This window comes from Agarivorans sp. QJM3NY_25, assembly GCF_050870875.2.
In the GTDB taxonomy this organism is placed as follows: domain Bacteria; phylum Pseudomonadota; class Gammaproteobacteria; order Enterobacterales; family Celerinatantimonadaceae; genus Agarivorans.
Genome location: NZ_CP194041.2, coordinates 3460447 through 3482581 on the forward strand (window position 1 = coordinate 3460447; position 22135 = coordinate 3482581).

21 protein-coding genes, 1 tRNA gene and 1 riboswitch are annotated in these 22135 nt (G+C 43.6%); of the genes, 14 read left to right on the forward strand and 8 right to left on the reverse strand.

All coding sequences use genetic code 11. The annotated features are described in order from the left end of the window. Positions 1-32: 32 nt before the first annotated feature. From ACRRSW_RS15835 to ACRRSW_RS15860, 6 genes are all read left to right on the forward strand, one after another. Positions 33-272, forward strand: a complete 240-nt coding sequence (locus ACRRSW_RS15835; RefSeq protein ID WP_432452276.1) for a DUF1127 domain-containing protein — start codon at positions 33-35, stop codon at positions 270-272. 479 nt (positions 273-751) lie between these two features. Further along, positions 752-1564, forward strand: a complete 813-nt coding sequence (locus tag ACRRSW_RS15840; protein WP_432461128.1) for an SDR family oxidoreductase — start codon at positions 752-754, stop codon at positions 1562-1564. Between the two features lie 44 nt (positions 1565-1608). Then, positions 1609-2484, forward strand: a complete 876-nt coding sequence (locus ACRRSW_RS15845) for a TraB/GumN family protein (RefSeq protein WP_432452274.1) — start codon at positions 1609-1611, stop codon at positions 2482-2484. A gap of 68 nt (positions 2485-2552) precedes the next feature. Further along, positions 2553-2696: a DUF3149 domain-containing protein gene (locus ACRRSW_RS15850; protein ID WP_432452273.1), complete on the forward strand. Its 144-nt coding sequence runs from the start codon at positions 2553-2555 to the stop codon at positions 2694-2696. A 72-nt stretch (positions 2697-2768) separates the two neighbouring features. Then, entirely contained in the window at positions 2769-3344 is a 576-nt protein-coding gene (gene smrA, locus ACRRSW_RS15855) for a DNA endonuclease SmrA (protein ID WP_432452272.1), read from the forward strand. Between the two features lie 24 nt (positions 3345-3368). Beyond that, a complete protein-coding gene (locus ACRRSW_RS15860) occupies positions 3369-4856 on the forward strand; it encodes a carboxypeptidase M32 (RefSeq protein WP_432452271.1) in 1488 nt (495 codons plus the stop codon). A 188-nt stretch (positions 4857-5044) separates the two neighbouring features. Here ACRRSW_RS15860 and ACRRSW_RS15865 read toward each other — a convergent pair whose 3' ends face one another. Continuing rightward, a complete protein-coding gene (locus ACRRSW_RS15865; protein ID WP_432452270.1) occupies positions 5045-5374 on the reverse strand; it encodes a hypothetical protein in 330 nt (109 codons plus the stop codon). A gap of 223 nt (positions 5375-5597) precedes the next feature. Between ACRRSW_RS15865 and ACRRSW_RS15870 the strand changes: the two genes are divergently transcribed. Beyond that, positions 5598-6695, forward strand: a complete 1098-nt coding sequence (locus ACRRSW_RS15870; RefSeq protein WP_432459832.1) for a ketoacyl-ACP synthase III — start codon at positions 5598-5600, stop codon at positions 6693-6695. Between the two features lie 157 nt (positions 6696-6852). Here ACRRSW_RS15870 and cobT read toward each other — a convergent pair whose 3' ends face one another. Then, entirely contained in the window at positions 6853-7893 is a 1041-nt protein-coding gene (gene cobT / locus ACRRSW_RS15875) for a nicotinate-nucleotide--dimethylbenzimidazole phosphoribosyltransferase (protein ID WP_432452268.1), read from the reverse strand. Between the two features lie 292 nt (positions 7894-8185). On the opposite strand from cobT, the gene ACRRSW_RS15880 reads away from it, so the two are divergent. Both ACRRSW_RS15880 and purU read left to right on the forward strand, forming a co-directional pair. Further along, the gene (locus tag ACRRSW_RS15880) at positions 8186-8647 is read left to right on the forward strand and encodes a YchJ family protein (protein ID WP_432452267.1); all 462 of its coding nucleotides are present in this window, start codon (positions 8186-8188) and stop codon (positions 8645-8647) included. A 28-nt stretch (positions 8648-8675) separates the two neighbouring features. Beyond that, positions 8676-9512: a formyltetrahydrofolate deformylase gene (gene purU, locus ACRRSW_RS15885; protein ID WP_432452266.1), complete on the forward strand. Its 837-nt coding sequence runs from the start codon at positions 8676-8678 to the stop codon at positions 9510-9512. Here purU and ACRRSW_RS15890 read toward each other — a convergent pair. After that, positions 9509-10039, reverse strand: coding sequence for a VC2046/SO_2500 family protein (locus ACRRSW_RS15890; RefSeq protein WP_432452265.1), 531 nt, complete (start codon positions 10037-10039; stop codon positions 9509-9511). The two genes, purU and ACRRSW_RS15890, sit on opposite strands and share 4 nt — an antisense overlap. Before the next feature lie 164 nt (positions 10040-10203). Between ACRRSW_RS15890 and ACRRSW_RS15895 the strand changes: the two genes are divergently transcribed. The 4 genes from ACRRSW_RS15895 to ACRRSW_RS15910 all read left to right on the forward strand — a co-directional run bounded on the left by ACRRSW_RS15895 (position 10204) and on the right by ACRRSW_RS15910 (position 14362). Further along, a tRNA-Tyr gene (locus ACRRSW_RS15895) sits at positions 10204-10287 on the forward strand. A 409-nt stretch (positions 10288-10696) separates the two neighbouring features. Further along, positions 10697-10783: riboswitch (cyclic di-GMP riboswitch) on the reverse strand. Positions 10784-10951: 168 nt separating this feature from the next. Then, the gene (locus ACRRSW_RS15900; protein ID WP_432452264.1) at positions 10952-12607 is read left to right on the forward strand and encodes a response regulator; all 1656 of its coding nucleotides are present in this window, start codon (positions 10952-10954) and stop codon (positions 12605-12607) included. A 141-nt stretch (positions 12608-12748) separates the two neighbouring features. Continuing rightward, the gene (locus tag ACRRSW_RS15905; protein WP_432452263.1) at positions 12749-13729 is read left to right on the forward strand and encodes an ion channel; all 981 of its coding nucleotides are present in this window, start codon (positions 12749-12751) and stop codon (positions 13727-13729) included. Positions 13730-13885: 156 nt separating this feature from the next. Next, on the forward strand, positions 13886-14362 hold the full coding sequence (locus ACRRSW_RS15910) for an FKBP-type peptidyl-prolyl cis-trans isomerase (protein ID WP_432452262.1): 477 nt from the start codon (positions 13886-13888) through the stop codon (positions 14360-14362). A 95-nt stretch (positions 14363-14457) separates the two neighbouring features. Here the strand turns inward: ACRRSW_RS15910 and ACRRSW_RS15915 are convergent, their stop codons facing one another. The 5 genes from ACRRSW_RS15915 to ACRRSW_RS15935 form a co-directional block, all read right to left on the reverse strand. Next, the gene (locus ACRRSW_RS15915; RefSeq protein WP_432452261.1) at positions 14458-15693 is read right to left on the reverse strand and encodes a cystathionine gamma-synthase family protein; all 1236 of its coding nucleotides are present in this window, start codon (positions 15691-15693) and stop codon (positions 14458-14460) included. A 933-nt stretch (positions 15694-16626) separates the two neighbouring features. After that, positions 16627-17346 carry an ABC transporter permease gene (locus tag ACRRSW_RS15920; RefSeq protein ID WP_432452260.1) on the reverse strand — a complete coding sequence of 240 codons (720 nt, stop codon included), beginning with the start codon at positions 17344-17346 and terminating at the stop codon, positions 16627-16629. Between the two features lie 10 nt (positions 17347-17356). Continuing rightward, positions 17357-18055 carry an ABC transporter permease gene (locus tag ACRRSW_RS15925; RefSeq protein WP_432452259.1) on the reverse strand — a complete coding sequence of 233 codons (699 nt, stop codon included), beginning with the start codon at positions 18053-18055 and terminating at the stop codon, positions 17357-17359. A gap of 55 nt (positions 18056-18110) precedes the next feature. Beyond that, positions 18111-18875 carry a transporter substrate-binding domain-containing protein gene (locus ACRRSW_RS15930; protein WP_432452258.1) on the reverse strand — a complete coding sequence of 255 codons (765 nt, stop codon included), beginning with the start codon at positions 18873-18875 and terminating at the stop codon, positions 18111-18113. A gap of 55 nt (positions 18876-18930) precedes the next feature. Further along, on the reverse strand, positions 18931-19701 hold the full coding sequence (locus ACRRSW_RS15935; protein ID WP_432456158.1) for an ABC transporter ATP-binding protein: 771 nt from the start codon (positions 19699-19701) through the stop codon (positions 18931-18933). 851 nt (positions 19702-20552) lie between these two features. On the opposite strand from ACRRSW_RS15935, the gene ACRRSW_RS15940 reads away from it, so the two are divergent. Further along, entirely contained in the window at positions 20553-22094 is a 1542-nt protein-coding gene (locus tag ACRRSW_RS15940; RefSeq protein ID WP_432452257.1) for a DUF3360 family protein, read from the forward strand. Positions 22095-22135 lie beyond the last annotated feature (41 nt).

The window sequence follows — 22135 nt, forward strand, 5'->3', positions numbered from 1 at the left end:
GTTTAAGTGCAAACAGCATAGGAGCATCAAAAATGAATAGACACAGTGGAACACATCAGCAAATGAGTCAGTTTAGAGTTAAACCAGACTTACTTTTAATCCAGCGACTCTGGTTTAGCATCAAGTATTTTGCGGCACACTACGAACAGTGTATTGAGCGCGCCAAGCTGCGTAGACAGCTAGCTAGCCTGCCCGATTACCTACTCAGAGACATTGGTGTCAGTCGTAGGCAAGCCAACATTGAAGCGAGTAAATCCTTTTGGAAAAAATAATTTTGCGTCAAAACGCTATAAGGACAAGGTTTGATTTGTAAAGTTCAGGCCTTGTCCACTGAACAAAGTGTTTTTCACCTACATATTCGGTTAAACTCCGACTGTAAGTGAGCATTTCTATGGGTAAATTTGACATTATCTCTAGCGCGATAAATTTGAGCAAAAGATTGCCCCCATCAAGTCAAACGTATCCTCGAAGGCAATCCCTATTGGATTGATTTAAGCATTATCATGGCCTCTTGGAAATACACAAACCTTACTGAATCTGCCTTTACACCAAGATAAGCTTACTTATATGTACATATGAGTAAGCTTCGGTTTGACTCCAAACATGATTTAAAAGTCGACCGAAAGACATTTCATCTTTAGTAGGCGACCAATTGCTCCAAAGCCAAGCTGCCAAGGATCTGCCAATTGTATATCTATCCAAGCGTAAATCTTTCAACAATAAGCAGGCAAGACATGAAACCAGAGCAAGCATTTTGATTACCGGCTGTAGTAGTGGCATTGGTTTATATTGCGCTCAACAACTACCAAAGCATAACTATCACGTCATCGCATCTTGTCGCTATTTATCCGATGTTATACGACTCCAAGAGATGGGCTTAAACTGTATACAATTAGATTTAGCCTGTCAGCAATCCATCGAACAAGGCTGGCAACAAGCCTTAAAAATGGCTAACGGAAAGATAAGCTACCTGTTTAACAATGGTGCCTACGGACAACCCGGAGCGCTAGAAGATCTGCCCACTGAAGCACTGCGCCAGCAGTTTGAAATCAATTTGTTTGGTTGGCATCATCTGAGCCGCTTAGTGATTGCTCATATGCTTGAGCGACAACAAGGACGAATTATCCAGAATAGCTCGGTGCTAGGGCTCGTAGCAATGAAGTATCGTGGCGCTTACAACGCCAGTAAATTCGCCCTAGAAGGGTACACAGATACCCTGCGCCTAGAATTAGCCGATACGCCAATTAAGATAAGCCTGATCGAACCAGGACCGATTATCAGTTCATTTAGAAAAAATGCCAAAATTGCCTTCGAGCAATCAATCAAACTAGAGCAAAGTCGCCACCAAGCAGCTTACCAACATACCTTAAAACGTCTCGGCCAAGAAGGAGCTAGCTCTCGCTTTACCTTACCTGCTAGCGCTGTATTTAACGCACTACTGCATGCCCTAGAAGCGCCAAGCCCGAAAGTTCGCTACTATGTGACCTCCCCCACTCATCTGTTTGCTTTATTGCGTCGTTGTTTACCAGTCACTTGGCTCGATGCAATACTCAGAAAAAGTTAAGTACGCATGATAAAATGGCTTACCTTTTCAATAACGGATTTATTATGTCAACTTGGATAAAGCGTTTAGGTTCGCTGTTACTAATCCTTTCGAGTACTCAGCTGGCTGCTGAGCCTTCACTCTGGGTGGCCAGTAAAGCACAACAACGCCTCTATTTGTTCGGCTCGATCCATTTAGGTAGCGAGCAGTTTTATCCACTACCTGCAGCATTTATCGATGCCTTTAAGCACAGCCAACAACTGATCATCGAAACTGATATCACAAAGCTAAGCGCGAGTGATCAGCAAATGCTGAACACCAGAACACTGCAACCGGCTAATCGCAGCCTCAACGATGATTTAAGCCCTCATTATCAGCAACTGTTAAAGCAACGTAGCCAACAACTAGGTATTTCCGAAACACTATTTAGCAATATGCGAGCTTGGTATGCCGCCATTGTACTCAGCCAATTGCAAATGCAAGCCTTAGGTTTTAAACCTGAGCTTGGACTTGATCTTCACTTCATCGAACAAGCAAAACAACGATACAAGCCAATTATCGCACTTGAGACTTTTGAACAACAATTGGAAGCTTTAAGCAGCCTTGAGAGTATTCAAATTCCTCTCTTACAGCAAACTCTCGATGAATTCGAACAGGTTCCTCAGATGTTCAATCAACTCGTGGAATACTGGAACAAAGGGGATAACCAACAACTATTTGCGCTGCTTGGTGAAGATCCAATGTTCCAACAAGAAGCCGAAATGGTGATCAATAAATTACTCTACCAGCGAAACCAGCAATGGCTGCAACAACTCACCGAACTCAATAACACCAGTTTTGTCGTCGTTGGTGCCATGCATCTATATGGCGAACAAGGCTTACTCAGTAATTTAGAACAACAAGGTTATGTAATTCGTGAAGTTGATCCAAACACAGATTGATCACTATCAATTTGGCTAATATTCAACCAAGTTATGCTCAGGTGACCTCATAAGAAGGAATCTTTAGCATGGATCTTTGGTTAGACTTACTGTTTGGTAATAGCATTGGTTTAATGTCTATTTCGGTGATCGCGATTACAATTGGTTTGATGATTTTTTATACTTATTATTTCCTAAAAAAAATCAGCCAAAGCGAACCACCACAAAAATAAGCGAACGCAGCGGTTGCGCCGCTGCATGCTCTCATCTATAAAGAAGGGACTTCGTTGTTCAGGAGTTCTTTTATGTCTGAAGAATTTGATCTATTTCAGCAAGAAGTTGCTGGAATCAAGCCCTTAAAGCAAGACGCCATCATCGGCAGTAGTGCAACTTTAGATTCCGCCGCAAAGCAGGCTCGTCAATTAGCAGCCCAACAACAGGCAGCGAGTCATCAAGATTACCTTTCACTGGAACAGGTTAAACTATTACGCCCCGACGATCCCGTCAGTTACAAAAAATCTGGACTACAGCAAGGTGTATTCAAGAAGCTCCGTTTGGGCAAATATGAAATCCAAGCCAAGTTAGATTTACACAAACTTCGCCTTGAGCAAGCGCGTAACGAAATTATAAGTTTCATCAAACAGTGCCAGCAATTAAACATTCGTAGCGCATTAATCATTACCGGCAAAGGCGCAAATAGCCAACCACCAGCATTACTAAAAAGCTACGTGAGTGGCTGGCTACCGCAAATTGAATCGGTATTAGCGATACATAGTGCTCAGGCCATACATGGTGGCAGCGGTGCCATCTACGTACTGCTGAAAAAAAGTGAATTACAAAAACTCGATAACCGCGAACGTCATGCTCGCCGAATCCGTTAAATTCACATCGACCAAGGAATAATTATGACAAAGCCCAACGCTTACCAACAACTCTGCCAGCACTTTCAACATCTATCTAAGCTCGCGCATTTAAATGCTATCTGTAGCTGGGATCAAGCGACAATGATGCCTAATGGTGGAAATCAAGCCCGTGCCGAAGCACTGGCAGAACTCGCCGTATTAATCCATCAAAAGTCCACCCATTCAGCAATGCCAGAATGGCTAGAACAAGCCAAACAACTAAACCTAAATCCGCAACAACAGGCCTCGTTACGAGAAATGAAACGTCATTGGCAACAGCAAACTGCCCTCCCCAGCGATCTCGTCAAAGCAAAATCTTTGGCAACCGCACATTGCGAACACGCTTGGCGTGAACAGCGTGGCAACAACGACTGGAAGGCCTTTCAGATTAACCTACAAGCGGTGATGCAATTAGCCATTGAAGAAGCGCAGATCAGAGCCGATAAAACTGGGTTAAGCCCTTATGATGCGATGCTTGATCTCTACGAACCCGGCATGCAAATGCAGCGTTTGGATAAAATATTTGGTGAGTTACACGCCTGGCTCCCCCAACTGATCCAACAGGTCGTCGAACAACAAAAAAGTTGGCCCGCGCTTCAGCTCAATGCGCCCTTTGCCAGTGATAAACAAAAGCAACTCGGCTTAGCAGTGATGAAGAAGCTGCAATTCGATTTTAATCATGGTCGCCTCGATGTGAGTACTCACCCCTTCTGTGGTGGAGTCCCTCAGGATGTTCGAATTACCACCCGTTACGAAGAACAAGACTTTACTCGCTCGCTGATGGGAATAGTGCATGAGACGGGTCATGCTCGCTATGAGCAAAATCTACCTTTAGATTTCCTCGATCTACCAGTGGGTCAGGCCCGCTCAATGGGCATTCATGAAAGCCAAAGCCTATTCTTTGAAATGCAATTGGGTCGCAGTCAGGCATTTATTGAACAACTACTCCCCTTAGTCAATCAGCATTTGTGCCATCAGCAGCCAATGCGCTTAAGCGAGCTCAAACAACACTACCTTAAGGTACAGCCCGGTTATATTCGAGTTGACGCCGATGAAGTGACCTATCCTGCACACATCATGTTGCGCTACGAATTAGAACGAGACCTGATTACCCAAAAAATTACCGTGGCTGATATCCCGGAGTTATGGGATCTCAAAATGCAACAGTATTTAGGACTATCTACACAAGGCAATTACCAAGATGGCTGCATGCAAGACGTGCATTGGCCTGCTGGTTTAATCGGCTATTTTCCGTCCTACTCACTCGGTGCAATGTATGCTGCACAATTTCACACAGCGCTGGTGAAACAACATCCGGAGGTACCCGCTCAAGTTCAAACCGGTAATTACGATACGGTCTTTGCCTGGTTACAAAAAAACATCTGGTCACAAGCCAGTTTCTACCCAAGCGATGAACTAGTCAGCCGCGCCACTGGCGAAAACTTAAATAGCCAGTATTTTAAACAACACCTTCAAGCTCGTTATTTATAATAGTTGTGACGGCAGCTCGACAATACGGTTCACTGCAAGCTTAATAAATGCAAGCAAGCGATTGTTTACGTGAATGAAATTATTAATAAAACAAAAGCTTGCGAGCATTAACAAGACGACTAGTCGCTCACCATAAGTCACATCAAGCATATTTATCGTGAGCGTTCCCCCAAACTAGGGCTGAACACTCATGAGTGTCCTACCTCATCCGCATCGAGTAATAACCATTCCTCGCTCCTTAAGGGAACTGGGGCTCTCACTTCGCAAATGTCACTCAATGGCCAAATAAACATCTCAGCGAAAAACACGGCTATATCATCCAGCTCACCATTTACCGCGACTTTTTTAAGTAGCGGCAAGGCCGCTATCTGTTCAGAAGCAAAAGCGAGCCGAGTCAAGGGATCGGCGCAGATATCAATGCTTAGTTCAAAATAGCGAGTAAGGTGATTAAAGCGCGAGCATTCAATTTTATCGTCGTTTGGGAATGCTGACGCGAATTGTTGACCTGTCACCGTCATATAAGACCTCAATCTAGTTATACCAGAGCTTATAAGCTATCCATGAGCCCAAACCAAGCAGTCAATTTGCCTACACTTAAGTCTGAAAAAATAGACTCAAACTGGGATATCTAGCTTAAGTCATAAAACCAACCAGTCAAGCTCAAGAATCAGACAATTTGGCTATTTAGCATGCATCAGGCATAATCCTTGGCACATTATAGTATGAGAGTTTCTAGCCTTTATGTATCACGCCGAAATTACCGGATGGGGCAAATGTATGCCTCCTGCACGTCTATCTAACCACGATTTAAGTACTTTTATCGACACATCCGATGAGTGGATAAGTAGCCGAACAGGTATTAAAGAGCGTTGTATATCGCATGTGGATATCGCCGAACTAGCTGCCAATGCAGGTTTGCAAGCTCTCGCTGCGGCAAACTTAGATGCAGCACAACTCGATGCAATTATCTTGTGTACCTGCACAGCTGGAACAACAGTGCCAAACAGTGCCAGTCGCGTGCAACAGCTACTACATGCCGATCAAGCGGCCGTGTTTGACATGAATGCTGCTTGTAGCGGTTTTGTTTACGGCCTACAAACTGCGGCGGCCTTAATTCAAACAGGAGCAATGCAAAGAATATTGTTAATTGGTGCCGAGCGCCTCAGTCAATTGCTCGATTGGACCAAGCGCGATACTGCTGTGTTATTCGGTGATGGTGCCGGAGCGGTGATCATCGAAGCCAATGATGATCCAGAAAAAGTTGGATTTTTAGCCGCTAAGTTAGGTTGTGACAGTGAAAAACGGGAAATTTTATCAATTGCGGATTTTGGTACCAACCGCAAACGTTTTAGCGGTGTAGATACCCTGTACAACTTCCAGTTTGAAGGGCCCGAAATCTTTAAACGTGCCGTAAAAGGTATGGGAGAAGCTGCCAGCAATGTCTTGGCTCAGGCACAAGTTGCTAATCATGAACTTAACTTCATCGTGCCTCATCAAGCCAATCTACGGATCATCGACGCTCTCGCCAAACGAATTGGCGCCCCCGATGAAAACATCATGATCAACATTGAAAAATACGGAAACACCTCAGCAGCAACGGTTCCTGTCGCCTTATGTGAAGCCTTAGAGCAAGGTCGAATTAAGCCCGGTGACAATGTCTTATTAGCAGCTTTTGGCGCAGGACTCACCTGGGGAGCGGCCGTTATTCGCTGGGGAAAACGAGTGACGCCAATCAAACAATCCACCGCCAGCCTGCCCGCTTGTAATCAAAGCGCCTTAGAACTGCTGGCCCCTGCCATCGAAGGTTGCCAACAGGCAAGGAAAGCACAACTCACTTAACTCAGCGCTTCCAGTGTTGCGGTCGAGCCAAGCCATATCAAGTCGACCGAGGATTGCTTTTCAATATTAACGACTTGCAGCAATGGCCATCGATTGATTTAAACCGATGGCCTAGATGTTCTCTGCATGCAAAATCAAGAATAGCCTTGGACCTTAGCTAGCCCTGCTGTTGGCTCACCCCTGCCGATTCAAATGAGGCCATTTGATTGAGAAAGGCGACAGCGGAACAAACCAAGGGATAAGCTAATACTGCGCCGCTCCCTTCACCTAAACGTAAGGACAATTCTAACAAGGCATGAGCATCCATCGCCTTCAATAAACGCTGATGTGCCTGTTCCGCGCTTTGGTGGCAAAACACCATATATTGTTTCACCAGAGGATTGATTTGATAAGCAACCAACGCTGCAGCTGAACAGATAAAACCATCCACCAAAATCACCATCCGCCGACTCGCGGCTTCAAGCATCGCCCCCACAATGGCCGCTATTTCTAAACCGCCAACCTTCGCCAACCATTGTTCGGCCGTATAATCTCCGCGATGATGGTTCATTGCTTGCTCTAATACCGCAACTTTATGTGCCAAACCTTGGTCATCTAAACCAGTGCCTCGTCCAACACAATCGCTAACCGGGAGTCCCAAACAACCAGCCATCAACGCGGCTGCACTGGCTGTGTTGGCGATCCCCATTTCACCGAAAGCCAATAAATTAGATCCCTCTAAGGCCGCTTGACGAACTCTAGCCACTCCAACCTCCATCGCCTGCTCCGATTGCGCTTGGGTCATCGCGTCTGAACTTAAAAAACTTTTTGTTCCAGCTGCCACTTTACAACACGCAACCCCCTCTTCTGAAAGTAATTGGCTAACACCAACATCAACAATCTCAAAAGCAAAACCGTGCTGGCGACAAAATACATTAACCGCCGCACCCCCTTCCACAAAGTTTTGCACCATTTGCGCCGTCACAGCTTGTGGATAAGCACTCACCCCAGCTAAAGCAATCCCATGGTCGGCGGCAAATACAATCATTTTTGCGCGCTGGATCACAGGTTCAAGGGTCGACTGTATCAGGCCTAACTGACAAGCTAATGACTCCAATTGGCCCAAAGAACCTTGTGGCTTGGTCTTCAAATCAATCTTATTTTGCAGTGCCTCTGCCAAACCAAGCTGCAAAGGCTCAATTACAAATTTAGTACGCAAATTCAATTCCCTAGCAATCATAATACCTCGTTTAAGCTTAACTCGTTTAAGCCTTAGCTTTAACCAAAACATGTATTTATCAAAGATTAACTTGTCCCTAAGCAAGCCATAGATCGCAGATGAAGGCTTAAAAAAAACGATTTACAATACAAGTTTTCACTTTCTATTGCTCGACATCTCAAAGTCACCGCCTAAAAGAAAGCCGCTAACGAACGAACTCTAAGCAATTTTCAGCTGTGTTATTGCCAACTTCTTGCTACACTTCGCCCTCAGTCAAATTAGAGGTTCCAGAGTGTTAGTTTGCCCTTGCGGTAGCGGCTTGAACTTTGTTCAATGTTGTCAACCCTATATCAGCGGCTTATCAAGCCCGACTCATTGTGAGCAACTAATGCGTTCCCGCTATAGTGCCTATACTCTGGGTGATGCGAACTACTTATGGCAAAGCCATCATCCGGACTTTCGTCCAAGTGAGCAGCCCTTAGCACTCAACGCCGAGGAAGCGACACAATGGGAGAAACTCGAAATTTTATTTAGTTGCGACCGACTCGATGGCAACAGCGGAATTGTGGAGTTTAAAGCTCATTTTCGCGAGCAAGGCCAACTTAATATTTTGCATGAACGCTCTAATTTCACAAAAATTGCTGAACATTGGTTTTATACCGATGGTGTATTTTCTCCTTCACCCTTGGCTCGCAATGCTGCGTGCCCCTGCGGGAGCGGGAAGAAACTGAAACAGTGCTGTAAAAAATCTTAACTTTAAAGCTGAATAAATCGAAAACACCATGGAAAGAAAAATTCTTTTAACCGAATGCCCAGATGCCAAAGGTTTAATCTCAACCATTACCAACATCTGTGCCAAGCATCAACTCAACATTATTAAAAATAACGAATTTGTCGATAATGAAGTGGGACGTTTCTTCATGCGTACCGAGTTAGAAGGCTATTTTAACGACCAAACTTTGCTCGCTGATTTAGACAATGCACTACCTATTGGCAGCGCCCGTCGTTTAGTCGGGGCCGGACGCAAGCGCATCGTGATCATGGTCACCAAAGAAGCACATTGCTTAGGCGATTTACTCATGAAAGCCGTATACGGTGATATGAATGTTGAAATTGCCGCAGTTGTAGGCAACTACGATATCCTACAAGCGCTCACTGAGAAATTTGACATCCCCTTCCATTACATTAGTCATGAAGGATTAAAACGTGAGCAACATGAACAGCTGATCATTGAAACTGTCCAACAATATCAACCCGACTATGTGGTACTCGCTAAATACATGCGGATCCTCACACCAACATTTGTCGAGGCGTTCAGCAATAAGATCTTAAACATTCATCACTCGTTCTTGCCAGCTTTCATTGGTGCTAAACCTTATAAACAAGCCTACGATAGAGGGGTTAAAATCATTGGCGCTACCGCTCACTTCGTGAATAACGATCTAGATGAAGGTCCTATCGTAGAGCAACACGTGATTCATATTGACCATACCTACAGCGCGCAAGAAATGGCAAAAGCTGGGCGAGATGTAGAAAAGTCGGTATTAAGTCGCGCCATGCAACAAGTGCTCGATGAGAAAGTATTTGTTTACGGGAATCGAACTGTAGTTTTTCGCTAATTATAATATTTAACTTTAAGCGGCTTCGAATAATCGAAGTTGCTTAGTACTTGATAAATTTCACTACCTTTTACTTCTACATCGGGTATGACTTGCAGTGGTTTACTAGCCGCGCCATGTTTTAACCGCGTCAGTAGACTCACGTTATTCATGACCTCTTCACGAACTCCATCGAGCGTATCGTCCGCGCAGGCGGCATAACCATTTAAGGCTTGCTCCAAACGAATCGTATCAATTGAGCCCTTTTGTAAATGCTGACTCCAATTCGCCTGCACTTCGAACTCATCAGCCTGAGCAATTAGAGGGCGAGCTTCACGAAGCTGCAATTGAGCTCGCAGATCTTGCTGTACTTGTTCGGCCGCAGGTTTTTGCATGGAAAATTGAGCCTGATCGCAAACGTTTTGGCTCAACATACTCAATAGCAGATGAAAATGAGCAAGATCACCCTGCTGAGAGCAACGATTAAGCGTATCGCCTAACTGCAACTCATCACACAAACTATGATTTCTTATCTGCTCAACTAACATTGCGCCCCCTTCTACTGATTACCTATATCGGTAGAAAGACACAAAACTTTAGTTCACATTCACGAAATGAACAGATATTAAGCAAACAGTCTTAAGCTATAAAATTTATCGCCTTTTTTACTTTACAGCTTAACAAGTTCTGGTAATATGCCGCTCCACAAGCAGGAGGGGTTCCCGAGTGGCCAAAGGGAACAGATTGTAAATCTGTCGCGAAAGCTTCGGTGGTTCGAATCCACCTCCCTCCACCATCTTGATAAAAAAAGACACTTTAGGTGTCTTTTTTTATGTCTTAAATTTAGCATCATGCTTGATAACCTCTCAGTAATGCCGAGCAAGTAATATGCTCACTAAGTTATGGCGATGCTGCACAACAATCAGGTTAACCTTCATTTTAACCGAACCCAAGTAAACCGCTCATGAATAGATTTTAAAATAAGACAGAAAATCAGTAGTTAGATTTGCAACAGAAGATAGAAGATAGAAGATAGAAGATAGAAGATAGAAGATAGAACGAGAAAATATTTAGGACTAAGCGCCAAACAAATACGCCAAGCTAACTTAGCTTGGCGTTCCAACCAAATACGGAAAGTAATAAACGGTAAATAGACTAACTCACTGAGAGGTTAAACAACAATGTTGTAAATAAAACCACTCAACTAAGGCGGTCCAGCCATCTTAAGAATATAATTCTCAAGATCTGTAACTTTCCGACCTTGGATCACTCCAAGTTTGGCTTTGACTCAGTGTTGACAAGCTAAAAAACTCATCAACGCCTTAATAGTAAATCAAGCACTGCTAGTTTGGCAAGGTTTTATAAATGATAAGCTTAAGCAGCTAGGCCGCTATACTTACACAGCTTCAACCTTGGCAAAGTTGTGCTAGGATATCGAAAAAGGATTAGATAACACGGTAATGGCAACGCAATACAACTATAGCGGAAAAAAAATACTCATCGTTGATGACCAGCGCGCTTTTCAAGTGATGCTTAAAGCCATGCTACAAAACTTTGGAGCAAGCGATGTCTATTTTGCGACAACTGGAGAAGCGGCCGTTAAAGCTTGCCGAAAACGAAAGTTCGACATTCTATTGGTGGATTATAATCTAGGTACAGGTAAAAACGGCGGACAATTACTAGAAGAGTTACGCGTCAGCAAACTACTCGAAGTGGATGCATTATTTTTTATTATTAGTGGTGATAATAATAAGAGTATGGTGCTCAGCGCACTTGAAATGGAACCTGACGAATTTATTACCAAACCATTTTCACAGTTTCAATTACACAATCGCTTAGCCAGAGCCCACCTGAAAAGACAGTCCTTACGTGATATTTATCACGCACTGGCCGATAAAAACTATAGCAAAGTAATTGAGCTATGTGACCAACAAATCGAGAAAGAGAGTCGTTACAGCAACTACTGTAAAAACTTAAAGGTAGAAGCACAAATTGCTTTAGGGGAATATGAAAACGCCAAACTAGCGTTAGAGGCGATCCTAAAAGAGCGAAAACAAACTTGGGCCAAAGCGACCTTAGGCCGGGTATATCTGCTACTCGATGAAAATAAAAAAGCAATTGATACGCTCAGCCGCTCCATCGCAGAAAGCCCACTGTTACTCACCGCATATGACTGGTTAGCTCGAGCCTACCGCGCTGAGGGAAATATCGAAAAAGCCCTGGAAACCGTGCTAAAAGCTTCTAAATTAGCCGTAAACAGCCTTGAACGCCAACAACTATTGGCCTCGCTAGCGATTGATGCTGGAGAACTGAGTTTAGCGAAAGAAACATTCTCAACTATTTTGCAATTGGCACGCCGCTCTATTCATCGGGGGCCACATCATTTATGTAACTATGTACGAAGTTTAATTGATGAAGCCCAAGGCGAAGAAGACCTATACCGTAAAAACCGCTTACTACAAGAAGTAAATTCAGTGCTGTTTCATGCCAGACGAGAAGAAGGCAAAGACGAAGACTTTAATTTCGATGCTTTCGAAGGGATCAGTCAAGCAAGAGTACACGCGACCAAAGGCGAATTAAACAAAGCTAAAAGACTCTTGTTTAGCAGCAATGATGGCCTACTCGACTCTCCGGAAAAAGTTGCGGTTGAGTTACTACCCGATACCTTCCTCACCTTAAATTCAGTGGGAGAGTTTGAATATGCAATGCCCTTTGCTGAAGAGTTAGAAAAACGCGATAATATTGATCCAATATCGCTATCCTCAGCACATAAAGTTTTAAAAGATGAGGACTTTGAACAGAAACTTGGGCTGTTTCGCGAATACAACAAAATGGGCATTGATGCCTACGAAGAACAACGTTATGACGAAGCGACAAGCCACTTTGACAAGGCCCTGCAGGTCGCACCGGGAAACACCGGGGCTATTCTCAATAAAATCCAAGCGATTTTGAAACAAATCAATCTCTCAGATAAGGGCGTCAGTGGGCAATTGCTAAACGATTGTAAAGTTACCATCAAATTACTCGATGGCTTGAAGCTCAACGAAAATCACGCCGAGCGTTACTCAACGCTAAAGAACGAATTTCAGCAGTTTGGTAGTAAAAACAAAAGTTAATATATTGTTTTTATTGAACAACTTTAGCATTTTCTATCAAGGTAGATCTCACAGCTCTAATTTTTGGCTTACACTTAAATAAGCAACCAACACTGGCTTGCTCACGACCTCAGAGCAAACATATCAAAGAAGGCGAATCAGATGGTTCGAAATAACCAATGTTCGTATCAAGATGACTCAGGGCTCCCTTGCCATGAAAAGGCCTTGAGCAATGGATTGTGTTTTTGGCACGATCCCAATGAAAATAAAACTGGCCCCGAAATTAAAGAACAACTAGAACGCTACGCCCAAAATGGCGGATTAATGCGTGGAATATGCCTTAAAAAAGCCCAACTATGCGATATCAATCTAGTCAAATACAACAGTAAACAAGGCTATGATATGACTGGTGCCGATCTTTATCGCTGTAACCTCAAAGCCGCCCACTTGTTTAATATTAACCTTCAGGGTGGCAGTTTAATGAAGGCAGACCTTCGCGACGCTAACCTTAATCACGCAAACCTAACTCAAACCAACCTGCTGGGTGCAAAAATGGAAGGTTGTAAGTGTGATAGCCTTAAGGTTGGAGCGCGTGTCATGCAAGAAAAGTTGGCCCTAACAGCGGAACAAAAGCAAGATATCGAGTTAATGAATGACTATTACCAGCAAGCAGAAGAAGTCTATCGAAGTTTACGTAAAAGTGCTGAGGCTGAAGGGCTGTTTACCACCGCAGGACATTTCTTACGTAAAGAACTCACCATGCGCCGTTATCAAATGCCTAAGTATTCCTATCCAAGAGCCATTTCAAAGCTAGTCGACTTAGTCTGCGGCTATGGTGAATTACCGATGCGAGTTATTTTTACTTCTCTGGCGATTATTTTTAGTAGTGCTCTGGTCTATCTGTTTACCGGCATCCATTTCAACGGCAATATTGTTACCTTTGATCTTAATCAAACAGCAACTCAAAACATGGTCGCCTTCTTTGAATGTTTGTATTACAGCGTCGTGACCTTCACGACTCTAGGTTATGGGGATTTTACCCCTGTAGGATTATCTCGTGTTTTTGCAGCAATAGAAGCCTTTAGCGGTAGCTTTATCATCGCCTTATTTGTTGTAGTATTTGTGAAGAAAATGACTCGCTAGCTCGCCATGAGCAGCATTATTTTCGGTGACTCGTGATGTATTTTAATCAACACTTCAGTTAAAGTTGAAGATTCACCTCAGCGCTATAGCCGTAGGCAGTATCTTTAAACTGGTCGCTATTGCGAACCGCCCCCCTTGATAGAAAAGGATAGTTTTTTGAAATTTATTGTATTAGCAATACTCGCTATTTTGATTGTTGTGTTTTATATTCGCCAGCAGAATCATGCAAAAATAATTAAAAGTAATCAATTACTTGGTCAATATTTTTTGGCTAATAATGCTCAACAACAAGGCGTTGTAAGTACCAGCTCCGGCTTACAATATCTAATTCTTGAAAACAGAGGCAAGTCAGCGAAACCTTCAGCAAGCAGCACCGTGACCGTGCATTACCACGGGAGCCTACTCAATGGCCTAGTATTTGATAGCTCTGTTGAGCGAGCGCAACCGGCGCAATTTCCTTTAGGGCAAGTCATTAGAGGCTGGACCGAAGGCTTACAACTGATGCATGAGGGTGACAAATATCGCTTTTTTATCCCTAGCCACTTAGCCTATGGAGAACGCAGCATCGCCTCAATTCCAGCGGGATCGACCCTTATTTTTGAAGTGGAGTTACTTTCTATTGATACCCCTTAAGCATTCGGCATCTCAAGCCAAATAGATCTAGAAATAACTCATAAAAAGCCCGAGCAACAGTTGCCAAGGCTTTTTAAACACGGTGCTAGCACCATCTAAAACTGCAATAAGGCCTGCTCAAAATCAGTCACTAGGTCGAGCGTATCTTCGATGCCAATCGAACAACGGATCATCGTCTCGCTAATCCCTGAAGCTTGACGTGCTGCTAAACCCATTTCGTAATAAATAGTTTGAGCGACTGGCAGCGCTAAAGTTCGATTGTCGCCCAAATGAGTCGCATTAATCACGATCTGAAGCCTATCTAAAAAGGCAACGCAATCAATCCCTTCAATCAAGTCGAAACTAACTAATGCACCAAAGTGTTTAAACAAACTTTTCGCGCGTTGATGCTGAGGATGGCTCTCCAAGCCGGGATAATACACTTTAGCCACTTTAGGGTGTTTGGTTAATAAACGTGCTAAAGCCATTGCATTGGCACACTGGCGCTCCATCCGTAAGGCCATCGTTTCTGAGCCCACCGATAATAGATGAGCAGCCTGTGAACTTAAGGCACCACCAAAATCACGAAGTCCTTTTTTCTTAATCTGATTAATCCCCCACATTTTAGGATCGCCACTACGGTAGGCCTCAAAAATATTAGGAAACTTCGACCAATCAAATAACCCCGTGTCACTCACCGAGCCACCAAGCGCATTGCCATGACCGCCCACATACTTAGACAAGGAAGTGACAATAAGACTTGCGCCCACGGAAGCTGGCTGAAACAAATAGGAAGAAGTTAAGGTATTATCGACAACATAAACTAATCCGCGCTGCTGACATAACTCACCAATCCCTTGTAAATCGACAATTTGGGTGGCCGGATTAGCAATCGTTTCAACAAACACCATCTTGGTATTGACTTGACAAGCCGCGGCGACCGCTTCTCGATCCGTGGCATCAACCAAGCTTACCTCAATACCATAACCCTTGAGCGTACCAAAAATGCTACTGGTATTACCAAATAGAAAACGGCTCGCGACGATATGATCACCAGCCTTAAGCAAGCTTAGAAATACCGTACCAATTGCAGCCATGCCACTGGCAAACACCAAACTGGCGATGCTTTGGTCAAGCATCGCAATTCGGCCTTGCAAATAATCTAAGGTAGGAGTGGATTGGCGGGCATAAGCGTGGCCGACTTGCTTCCCTTGAAATACATCAAGTAGATCTTGAGTGGCTGCATATCCATAAGGCACCGAGTTGTGGATCGGCGCGTGCACCGCTCCCTCCTCGATCCCAGCTAGGCGGTCACAATGAACCAGCTGAGTCGTAAATCCTTTAAACGTCATAGGGCTACTTCTACTAAAAACCAAGTGACACTATTATGCACTAGGCCTCAATGAAAAACGAGCCAGCAAAATCATCGGCGACAAATAGATTTCCCTTCCCCGACGACCTGCAGATGTCTGAACGATCGCGAGCGAACACAACTAAATCGGCAACATCGCTCCACCCATCGCCCTTTATCTAATAAAACCTGTATCTTGCGATATGTTCACTCATCAGCAAAAGCGCTATCTCCACCAAAGGCTCATCCTCCTTGAGTTCCACACCACACTTGGCTAATAAAAACGAATCAATTCACCACACGATATCTTAATCAACTCTCCTTATGCATTAAACTCAGAGTAAGCTTACATTGGTTCCGTTCCAAAACTGACTTGTTGCCAATCTAAACCGCTATTCAAAATAATCCCTAGAACCTTAGCGCTGCAGACTTCTCCCTGCGCGATAAATCGCGGGCTGATACTCGCCACGAGATCGATGGTACCGCCCTCATTAAGAAATACATATTCGGACAAAGCTTAATGGCAATGGGGAAGAGAAAGCTGAATAATCGCTAGATCTAAATGCTCCTTGTCGGAAACGGCAATGTACCTTTATAAGCAGCGACTGAGTGGAAAATTGAGCTTGCGTCATTACAACACGTAAGGGGGACAAATGATGGCCAGTCTAGGAGCGTTCACCCGAATAACTAGACTGATAGGTATGCCTATTCGTCAGGTCACTAGATAAAGTAAGCGAAGAACTCGGGATAACTGCATCCAGCCCATGGAACAAGTAACAACGCCTGCCAAAGAGCTGTGACGTGTAAATCTGAGCATTTTTTAGCAATGTAATCATTCACTGTCCATCCTATAAAGTGGCCAACAGTAGAAGGTTAAAGATTAACAATGAAAAAAGGGGCAAAGCCCCTTGCTATCGTATGATTAAAACAGGGCTTAACTCAATGGGCGCAAGTGTCTGTGCCAACGCTTTTCCCACTGCTTAAAACCATAGACCAACATAAAAGTAAGCGAAAGATATATCGCAGCTACAAAAGTAAATGCTTCAAATGGTGCATAGTACTTTGCATAAACGTCCCGCGCAGCGCCAGTGAGGTCGATAATAGTGACCACACTCGCAATAGAGCTGGCATGCAACATGAAGATCACTTCATTACTGTACGCTGGTAATGCTCTGCGCAAAGCACTTGGTAAAATAATACGACGCATCGCGCCTAAATTAGACATCCCGTAGGCCTTAGCGGCTTCTATTTCGCCTCGAGGGGTTGCCACGATGGCACCACGAAATATTTCGGTAGTATAAGCAGCTGTATTCAATACAAAAGCTAATAAACAAGGATAAAATGCTTCACGCACAATCGGCCAGAACATTGAGTCTTGAATGCCCTCGATGTAGGTGACGCCATAATAAATAATATATAACTGAATCAGTAAAGGTGTTCCGCGGAAAAAATATGTAAATATCCATACACTACGGCTTACAAAAAAATTATCAGAAGCCCGCAGTACCGCGAGTGGTATAGCCAACAAAAGGCCGATAATTAGAGACATAAAGGTTAATTGAACAGTCATCACCAGACCATCCCAATAAGTGAGAACGGTGCTTAAGGTGAAGATCTCATTACTCGCCAGTAAGTTCTCGATCATTTCATACATAGTTAAGACCTTACCTGTCGGTACCCACACTAAAACGAATTTCTAAACGCTTTAAGAATATTTCAGAAACACTGGTTAAGGCTAAATAAACGAAAGCCACAGGAATAAAGAATATAAATGGTTCATGCACCGCACCCGCAGCTTCCTTGGCAAGACGAACCATATCGGCCAAACCAATAACCGAAACTAAAGCGGTCGTTTTCACCATGACTAACCAATTATTACCGATCCCAGGGATCGCATGACGCATCATTTGTGGCACCGTAATTCTACGAAATATTTGTAACGCAGTCATACCATAAGCCTTACCCGCTTCAATTTGACCATTATCGACCGCCAAAAATGCGCCACGAAAAGTTTCAGCCATGTAAGCACCAAAAATAAATCCAATGGTGGTCACACCAGCTACAAATTCATTAATGTTGATGTAATATTCAATATCAAAGCGATCGTATACCCAGTCAGAAACAGAATTAACCATGATCTGTGCCCCGAAAAATATTAACAACATCAATACTAAATCGGGTACCCCGCGGATCACCGTGGTATAAATAGTAGCAACAGCATTGGCCAGCCAATGTTTAGATAGACGGGCTACTGCCGCCAACAAACCAAGCACTAAGGCAACCGCCAAAGACAAGAAAGCCACTTCGATGGTGACAATTGCGCCCATAAAAATAGAGGGGCCGTAACCATATAGGTCAAGCATAATCAATCTCTTAAAAATTAACCCGAGTCATACTCGGGTTAATGGTCAGGCAAAGCTACATTTTAATACTGTAATCAAAGTACTTATCGTTGATTTTATCGTAGGTTCCATTGCTCTTGACCGTAGCAAGCGCCTTGTTAAACATCTCGATAAGCGCTTTATCGCGTTTACGAGCAGCAACACCAACGCCATTACCAAGCGGAATAGGCTCACCCACTGACATAAATTTTTTGTCTGCATCGACATCTAAAATCGAGCTTACGCCTACCGGATAATCAATCACCACAAGGTCAATACGTCCGCCTTGAAGATCAACCACTAAATCATCACCAGTGGTATAACGTTTAATATCCGCAACCTTCGAGTAATGCTCAGTTGCGTAGGTATCTTGAATCGTTCCTCGCTGTACCCCTACTCTAAGACCTTTCAATGTTTCAGGCTTAGCAGGATCAACGGTACTTGCTTTAGGACCAAAAAAACCAGTTGGGGTGATATAGTAAGGTTCAGAGAATAGTACTTTCTTCGCACGCTCTTCATTGATAGACATTGAAGAAAAAATCGCATCGTACTTACGCGCAAGTAAACCAGGAATAATGCCATCCCAAGCCTGCACAACCCACTCGCACTTCACCTTCATTTCAGCACAAACCGCATTCCCTAAATCAACTTCAAAACCAGTTAGCGAGCCGTCTGGCGCTTTGTACTCAAAAGGTTCGTAAGGCACATCTACCGCCAAACGCACTACTTTCCAATCTTTGGCCATTAATGGCGTGCTTGCGAGCGCCAAAACACCCATCATCGCGATTACTGTTTTTTTCATTTTAATACTCCATAATGTTTGCATTATCAGCGAATTAACGCCTGTCTTCCATAAACTAATAGTTGGGCGCGAGGAATTGACGCATCCGCTCAGAATCGGGATTTTCGAAAACTTTTTGCGGAGAGCCTTTCTCTTCAACCACGCCTTGATGTAAAAATAGGACTTGGTTTGAAACGTCACGAGCAAAAGCCATTTCGTGAGTAACCACCAGCATAGTGCGGCCTTCTTCCGCCAAACTGCGCATCACCTTAAGTACTTCACCCACTAATTCAGGGTCAAGCGCAGAAGTGGGTTCGTCAAACAACATGACTGCAGGATTCATCGCTAATGCTCGAGCAATCGCAGCGCGCTGTTGCTGACCACCAGACATATGAGCAGGATAATAATCTTTACGATCATGTAAGCCGACTCGCTCCAGCAATGCTTCCGCCTGCTCAGTCGCTTCTTTTCTTGGTACCCCTAAGACGTGAATAGGTGCTTCCACAATATTTTCCAATACGGTCATATGTGACCATAAGTTAAACCCTTGGAATACCATCGATAGGCGGGAGCGAACAAGCTCAACTTGCTTACTGTTTGCAGGGATTCGTTCCCCATTACGCAAATGCTTAAACGCAATTTGCTCGCCATGAACCAAAATCTCCCCTTGAGTAGGGGTTTCTAACAAGTTCATGCAACGTAAAAAGGTACTTTTACCTGAGCCCGAAGAGCCGATGATAGAAATAACATCGCCTTTTCTAGCCGTTAAATCGATCCCTTTAAGAACCTCATTATCCCCAAATACTTTATGGATATTAGAGACATCTAATGCAGCCGCATCATTCATATTATTGTTATTTACCTTGTTAATGGCTGTCAAAACAACCAAGCCCTTATCCCGAGGCACGCATTATTGTTAAATAAATTGTTACACGTTCAACTCAACAAAAAGTATCACCCCAAAAGACAAAACTCAACATTTTATGGGGCGATATCTATTAATGTGATTACAAAACACCCTAAAGCTATATTTTCACAGCATGTTTATATTCACGAAAACTGCATGTCTAAGCTGATAGAAATAAATAACCCGAATTATTTCTCAATACCTAGAATGATAACTCAGTTTTTTGTAAACACTAGCTAATATATTCCATCGCAAAAACAGCCCACTTTAAATGTTAAATCAGTGTAAAATCCTTAGTCTATTAAGATTCAAATAAGGTGAGCTAGATCTCAGTCTAAAGCCCATACTTTTAGTAAGTAAATTACAGAATACCCCATTGACAATCTATTAATTAGCAGAGCGAGCCCCTAAAAAGGTAATAAAATTACAGAAATTATGGCCTTTATTGACTTGGATCAAGTTCTAAATCCAGCTTGCTTTGCTACAATTTTGCTAAGAAAAATATGAGGTAATATGTTGTGAGAGTTAACAACAAAACTGTCGGTTTTTACCCAGATAAATATTTATCTTTAACCGCCTGATTTTTGTTAAATATACGCAATTATCCAATACGAATATCCTCTAAATTTCTTAAACACAAAGCTTGGAGTTATTTCAATAGCTACACTCACAGTCCTTTATGTTGTTCGTCTAGATGAGACGATTATCGCGAGTGAGAGGGAACTCAAGCGAAATACGCTTTTATGAGCACCTGCGATTAACCGATTTACATTTTGTTATTTGAGGAAACTATGTCCAGTAACAACCATCAGTCTCAAGACGAAGAGCTGAGCTACTCAGAAGCACACCGCCCTGCATCTGAATTTGAAACTCGTTCTGACTATTTAGACCATGAACTTCAGATCATGAAGCCACGTCGTTATAGTTTAAATTTACCCGGTCGTGACTTTCGCTTTGAACTGGAAGATTTAGTCCCAGCAATTGCTGGCACCATCGGTATTATCGCAATGTACTCTGCAGTGATGATGGCTTGGGCAGCAGGTCTCTCTGATAAATGGGAGCATGTCAATTTAGGCGTAGAGTTCGCTATTGAAGTTTCACGTGTAGAAATGATCATTCCCGCATTTCTATTCTGTATTTTAGCCTCTGGTTTTGTAAACCCAAGAGCTAACTTGGCCGGTAACCACGGGCCAATGATTCCTATGATTTTCATGATTGCCATGGCTGGGGCTCATCCATTAGCGTTGGCTATTTTAATTGGCGTCTTTGGCTTGATATTGAGCGCAGTTAAAGGCGGTTCCCGTCTGGTTAACTTAACCAGTGAAGGCGTTGCAGGTGGACTATTGGTGTTTTTGGGCTTTACCGGTTCAATAAGCCAAATCAACTCTTTAATTGGCTGGGCCAATGGACTTAGCAGTCAAACCGAAGGCGTAGCAGCAGGCGACATGGGCTATATTGCCTTGATTGTACTAGCAATTACTGTTGTTGTTTACGCCGTATTAGCCAAGCTTGGTAAACGCTGGTTAGCGATCCCTTTATGTGCTGTCACCGGATTTGTGGTGGCCATGCTCGCTGGTGCAGGGTTTGATTTAACCTTTACGACCGAGCCAGGTTTACCAAACTTAAATCCTGCATACTGGTGGGGCTCCACTGAAGAAGGATGGATGTTAGGCTTACCAAACATTGAGCACTTTATTGCTTCATTACCTTTTGCCATCTTAGCGGTCGCGATGTGGTCACCCGACTTCTTAGGTCATCGCATTTTCCAAGAACTGAACTACCCGAAAAAAACTGACAAAGTATTGATGGACGTTGATGACACCATGACCATGTGTTCGATTCGTCAAATGGTTGGTACCGCGGTCGGTGGTGGTAACATCACTTCCAGCTGGGGGACTTATATGATCCCTGCAGCAATTGCCAAGCGTCCAATCCCCGGCGGCGCAATCCTCCTCGGTTCTTTAGTGATGATCATTGCTATTGTTGGCTACCCAATGGATGCCGCTGTATGGCCACCGGTAATGCGTATCGCGTTATTGGTTGGTGTTTCATTGCCGTTGTTAGAAGCTGGCATGCAAATGATTAAAGATTCTAAAGACTCTCAGTCTGCAGGTATTTGTGTGTTTGCTGCGATGGTAACCAACCCGGTATTAGCATGGGCATTAACTATGCTGTTAGACAATAATGGCCTCATTGGCGATAAAGAACGTCCGAAAAAACTAAGTAAATTGGACCGTATCATTATTCCAACTGTCGTCCTAATTGTCTGCGCCGCTGCAATGCTGGCAGTAGGGATGTTGGAAGGGAAATATGGCATTCCAGCATTATTATAGTGAGAAAGACTTTATCGCTTAGAACAAACGCTATACTAGTT

Bases quoted from the DNA above. Each gene is read 5' to 3' on its own strand.
- ACRRSW_RS15845 (WP_432452274.1), top strand. From the start codon at position 1,609: ATGTCAACTTGGATAAAGCGTTTAGGTTCGCTGTTACTAATCCTTTCG.
- ACRRSW_RS15920 (WP_432452260.1), bottom strand. From the start codon at position 17,346: ATGTATGAAATGATCGAGAACTTACTGGCGAGTAATGAGATCTTCACC.
- ACRRSW_RS15850 (WP_432452273.1), top strand. From the start codon at position 2,553: ATGGATCTTTGGTTAGACTTACTGTTTGGTAATAGCATTGGTTTAATG.
- ACRRSW_RS15900 (WP_432452264.1), top strand. From the start codon at position 10,952: ATGGCAACGCAATACAACTATAGCGGAAAAAAAATACTCATCGTTGAT.
- ACRRSW_RS15865 (WP_432452270.1), bottom strand. From the start codon at position 5,374: ATGACGGTGACAGGTCAACAATTCGCGTCAGCATTCCCAAACGACGAT.
- purU (WP_432452266.1), top strand. From the start codon at position 8,676: ATGGAAAGAAAAATTCTTTTAACCGAATGCCCAGATGCCAAAGGTTTA.
- ACRRSW_RS15860 (WP_432452271.1), top strand. From the start codon at position 3,369: ATGACAAAGCCCAACGCTTACCAACAACTCTGCCAGCACTTTCAACAT.
- ACRRSW_RS15905 (WP_432452263.1), top strand. From the start codon at position 12,749: ATGGTTCGAAATAACCAATGTTCGTATCAAGATGACTCAGGGCTCCCT.
- ACRRSW_RS15915 (WP_432452261.1), bottom strand. From the start codon at position 15,693: ATGACGTTTAAAGGATTTACGACTCAGCTGGTTCATTGTGACCGCCTA.
- ACRRSW_RS15835 (WP_432452276.1), top strand. From the start codon at position 33: ATGAATAGACACAGTGGAACACATCAGCAAATGAGTCAGTTTAGAGTT.
- ACRRSW_RS15935 (WP_432456158.1), bottom strand. From the start codon at position 19,701: ATGAATGATGCGGCTGCATTAGATGTCTCTAATATCCATAAAGTATTT.
- smrA (WP_432452272.1), top strand. From the start codon at position 2,769: ATGTCTGAAGAATTTGATCTATTTCAGCAAGAAGTTGCTGGAATCAAG.
- ACRRSW_RS15870 (WP_432459832.1), top strand. From the start codon at position 5,598: ATGTATCACGCCGAAATTACCGGATGGGGCAAATGTATGCCTCCTGCA.
- ACRRSW_RS15940 (WP_432452257.1), top strand. From the start codon at position 20,553: ATGTCCAGTAACAACCATCAGTCTCAAGACGAAGAGCTGAGCTACTCA.
- ACRRSW_RS15890 (WP_432452265.1), bottom strand. From the start codon at position 10,039: ATGTTAGTTGAGCAGATAAGAAATCATAGTTTGTGTGATGAGTTGCAG.
- ACRRSW_RS15930 (WP_432452258.1), bottom strand. From the start codon at position 18,875: ATGAAAAAAACAGTAATCGCGATGATGGGTGTTTTGGCGCTCGCAAGC.
- ACRRSW_RS15925 (WP_432452259.1), bottom strand. From the start codon at position 18,055: ATGCTTGACCTATATGGTTACGGCCCCTCTATTTTTATGGGCGCAATT.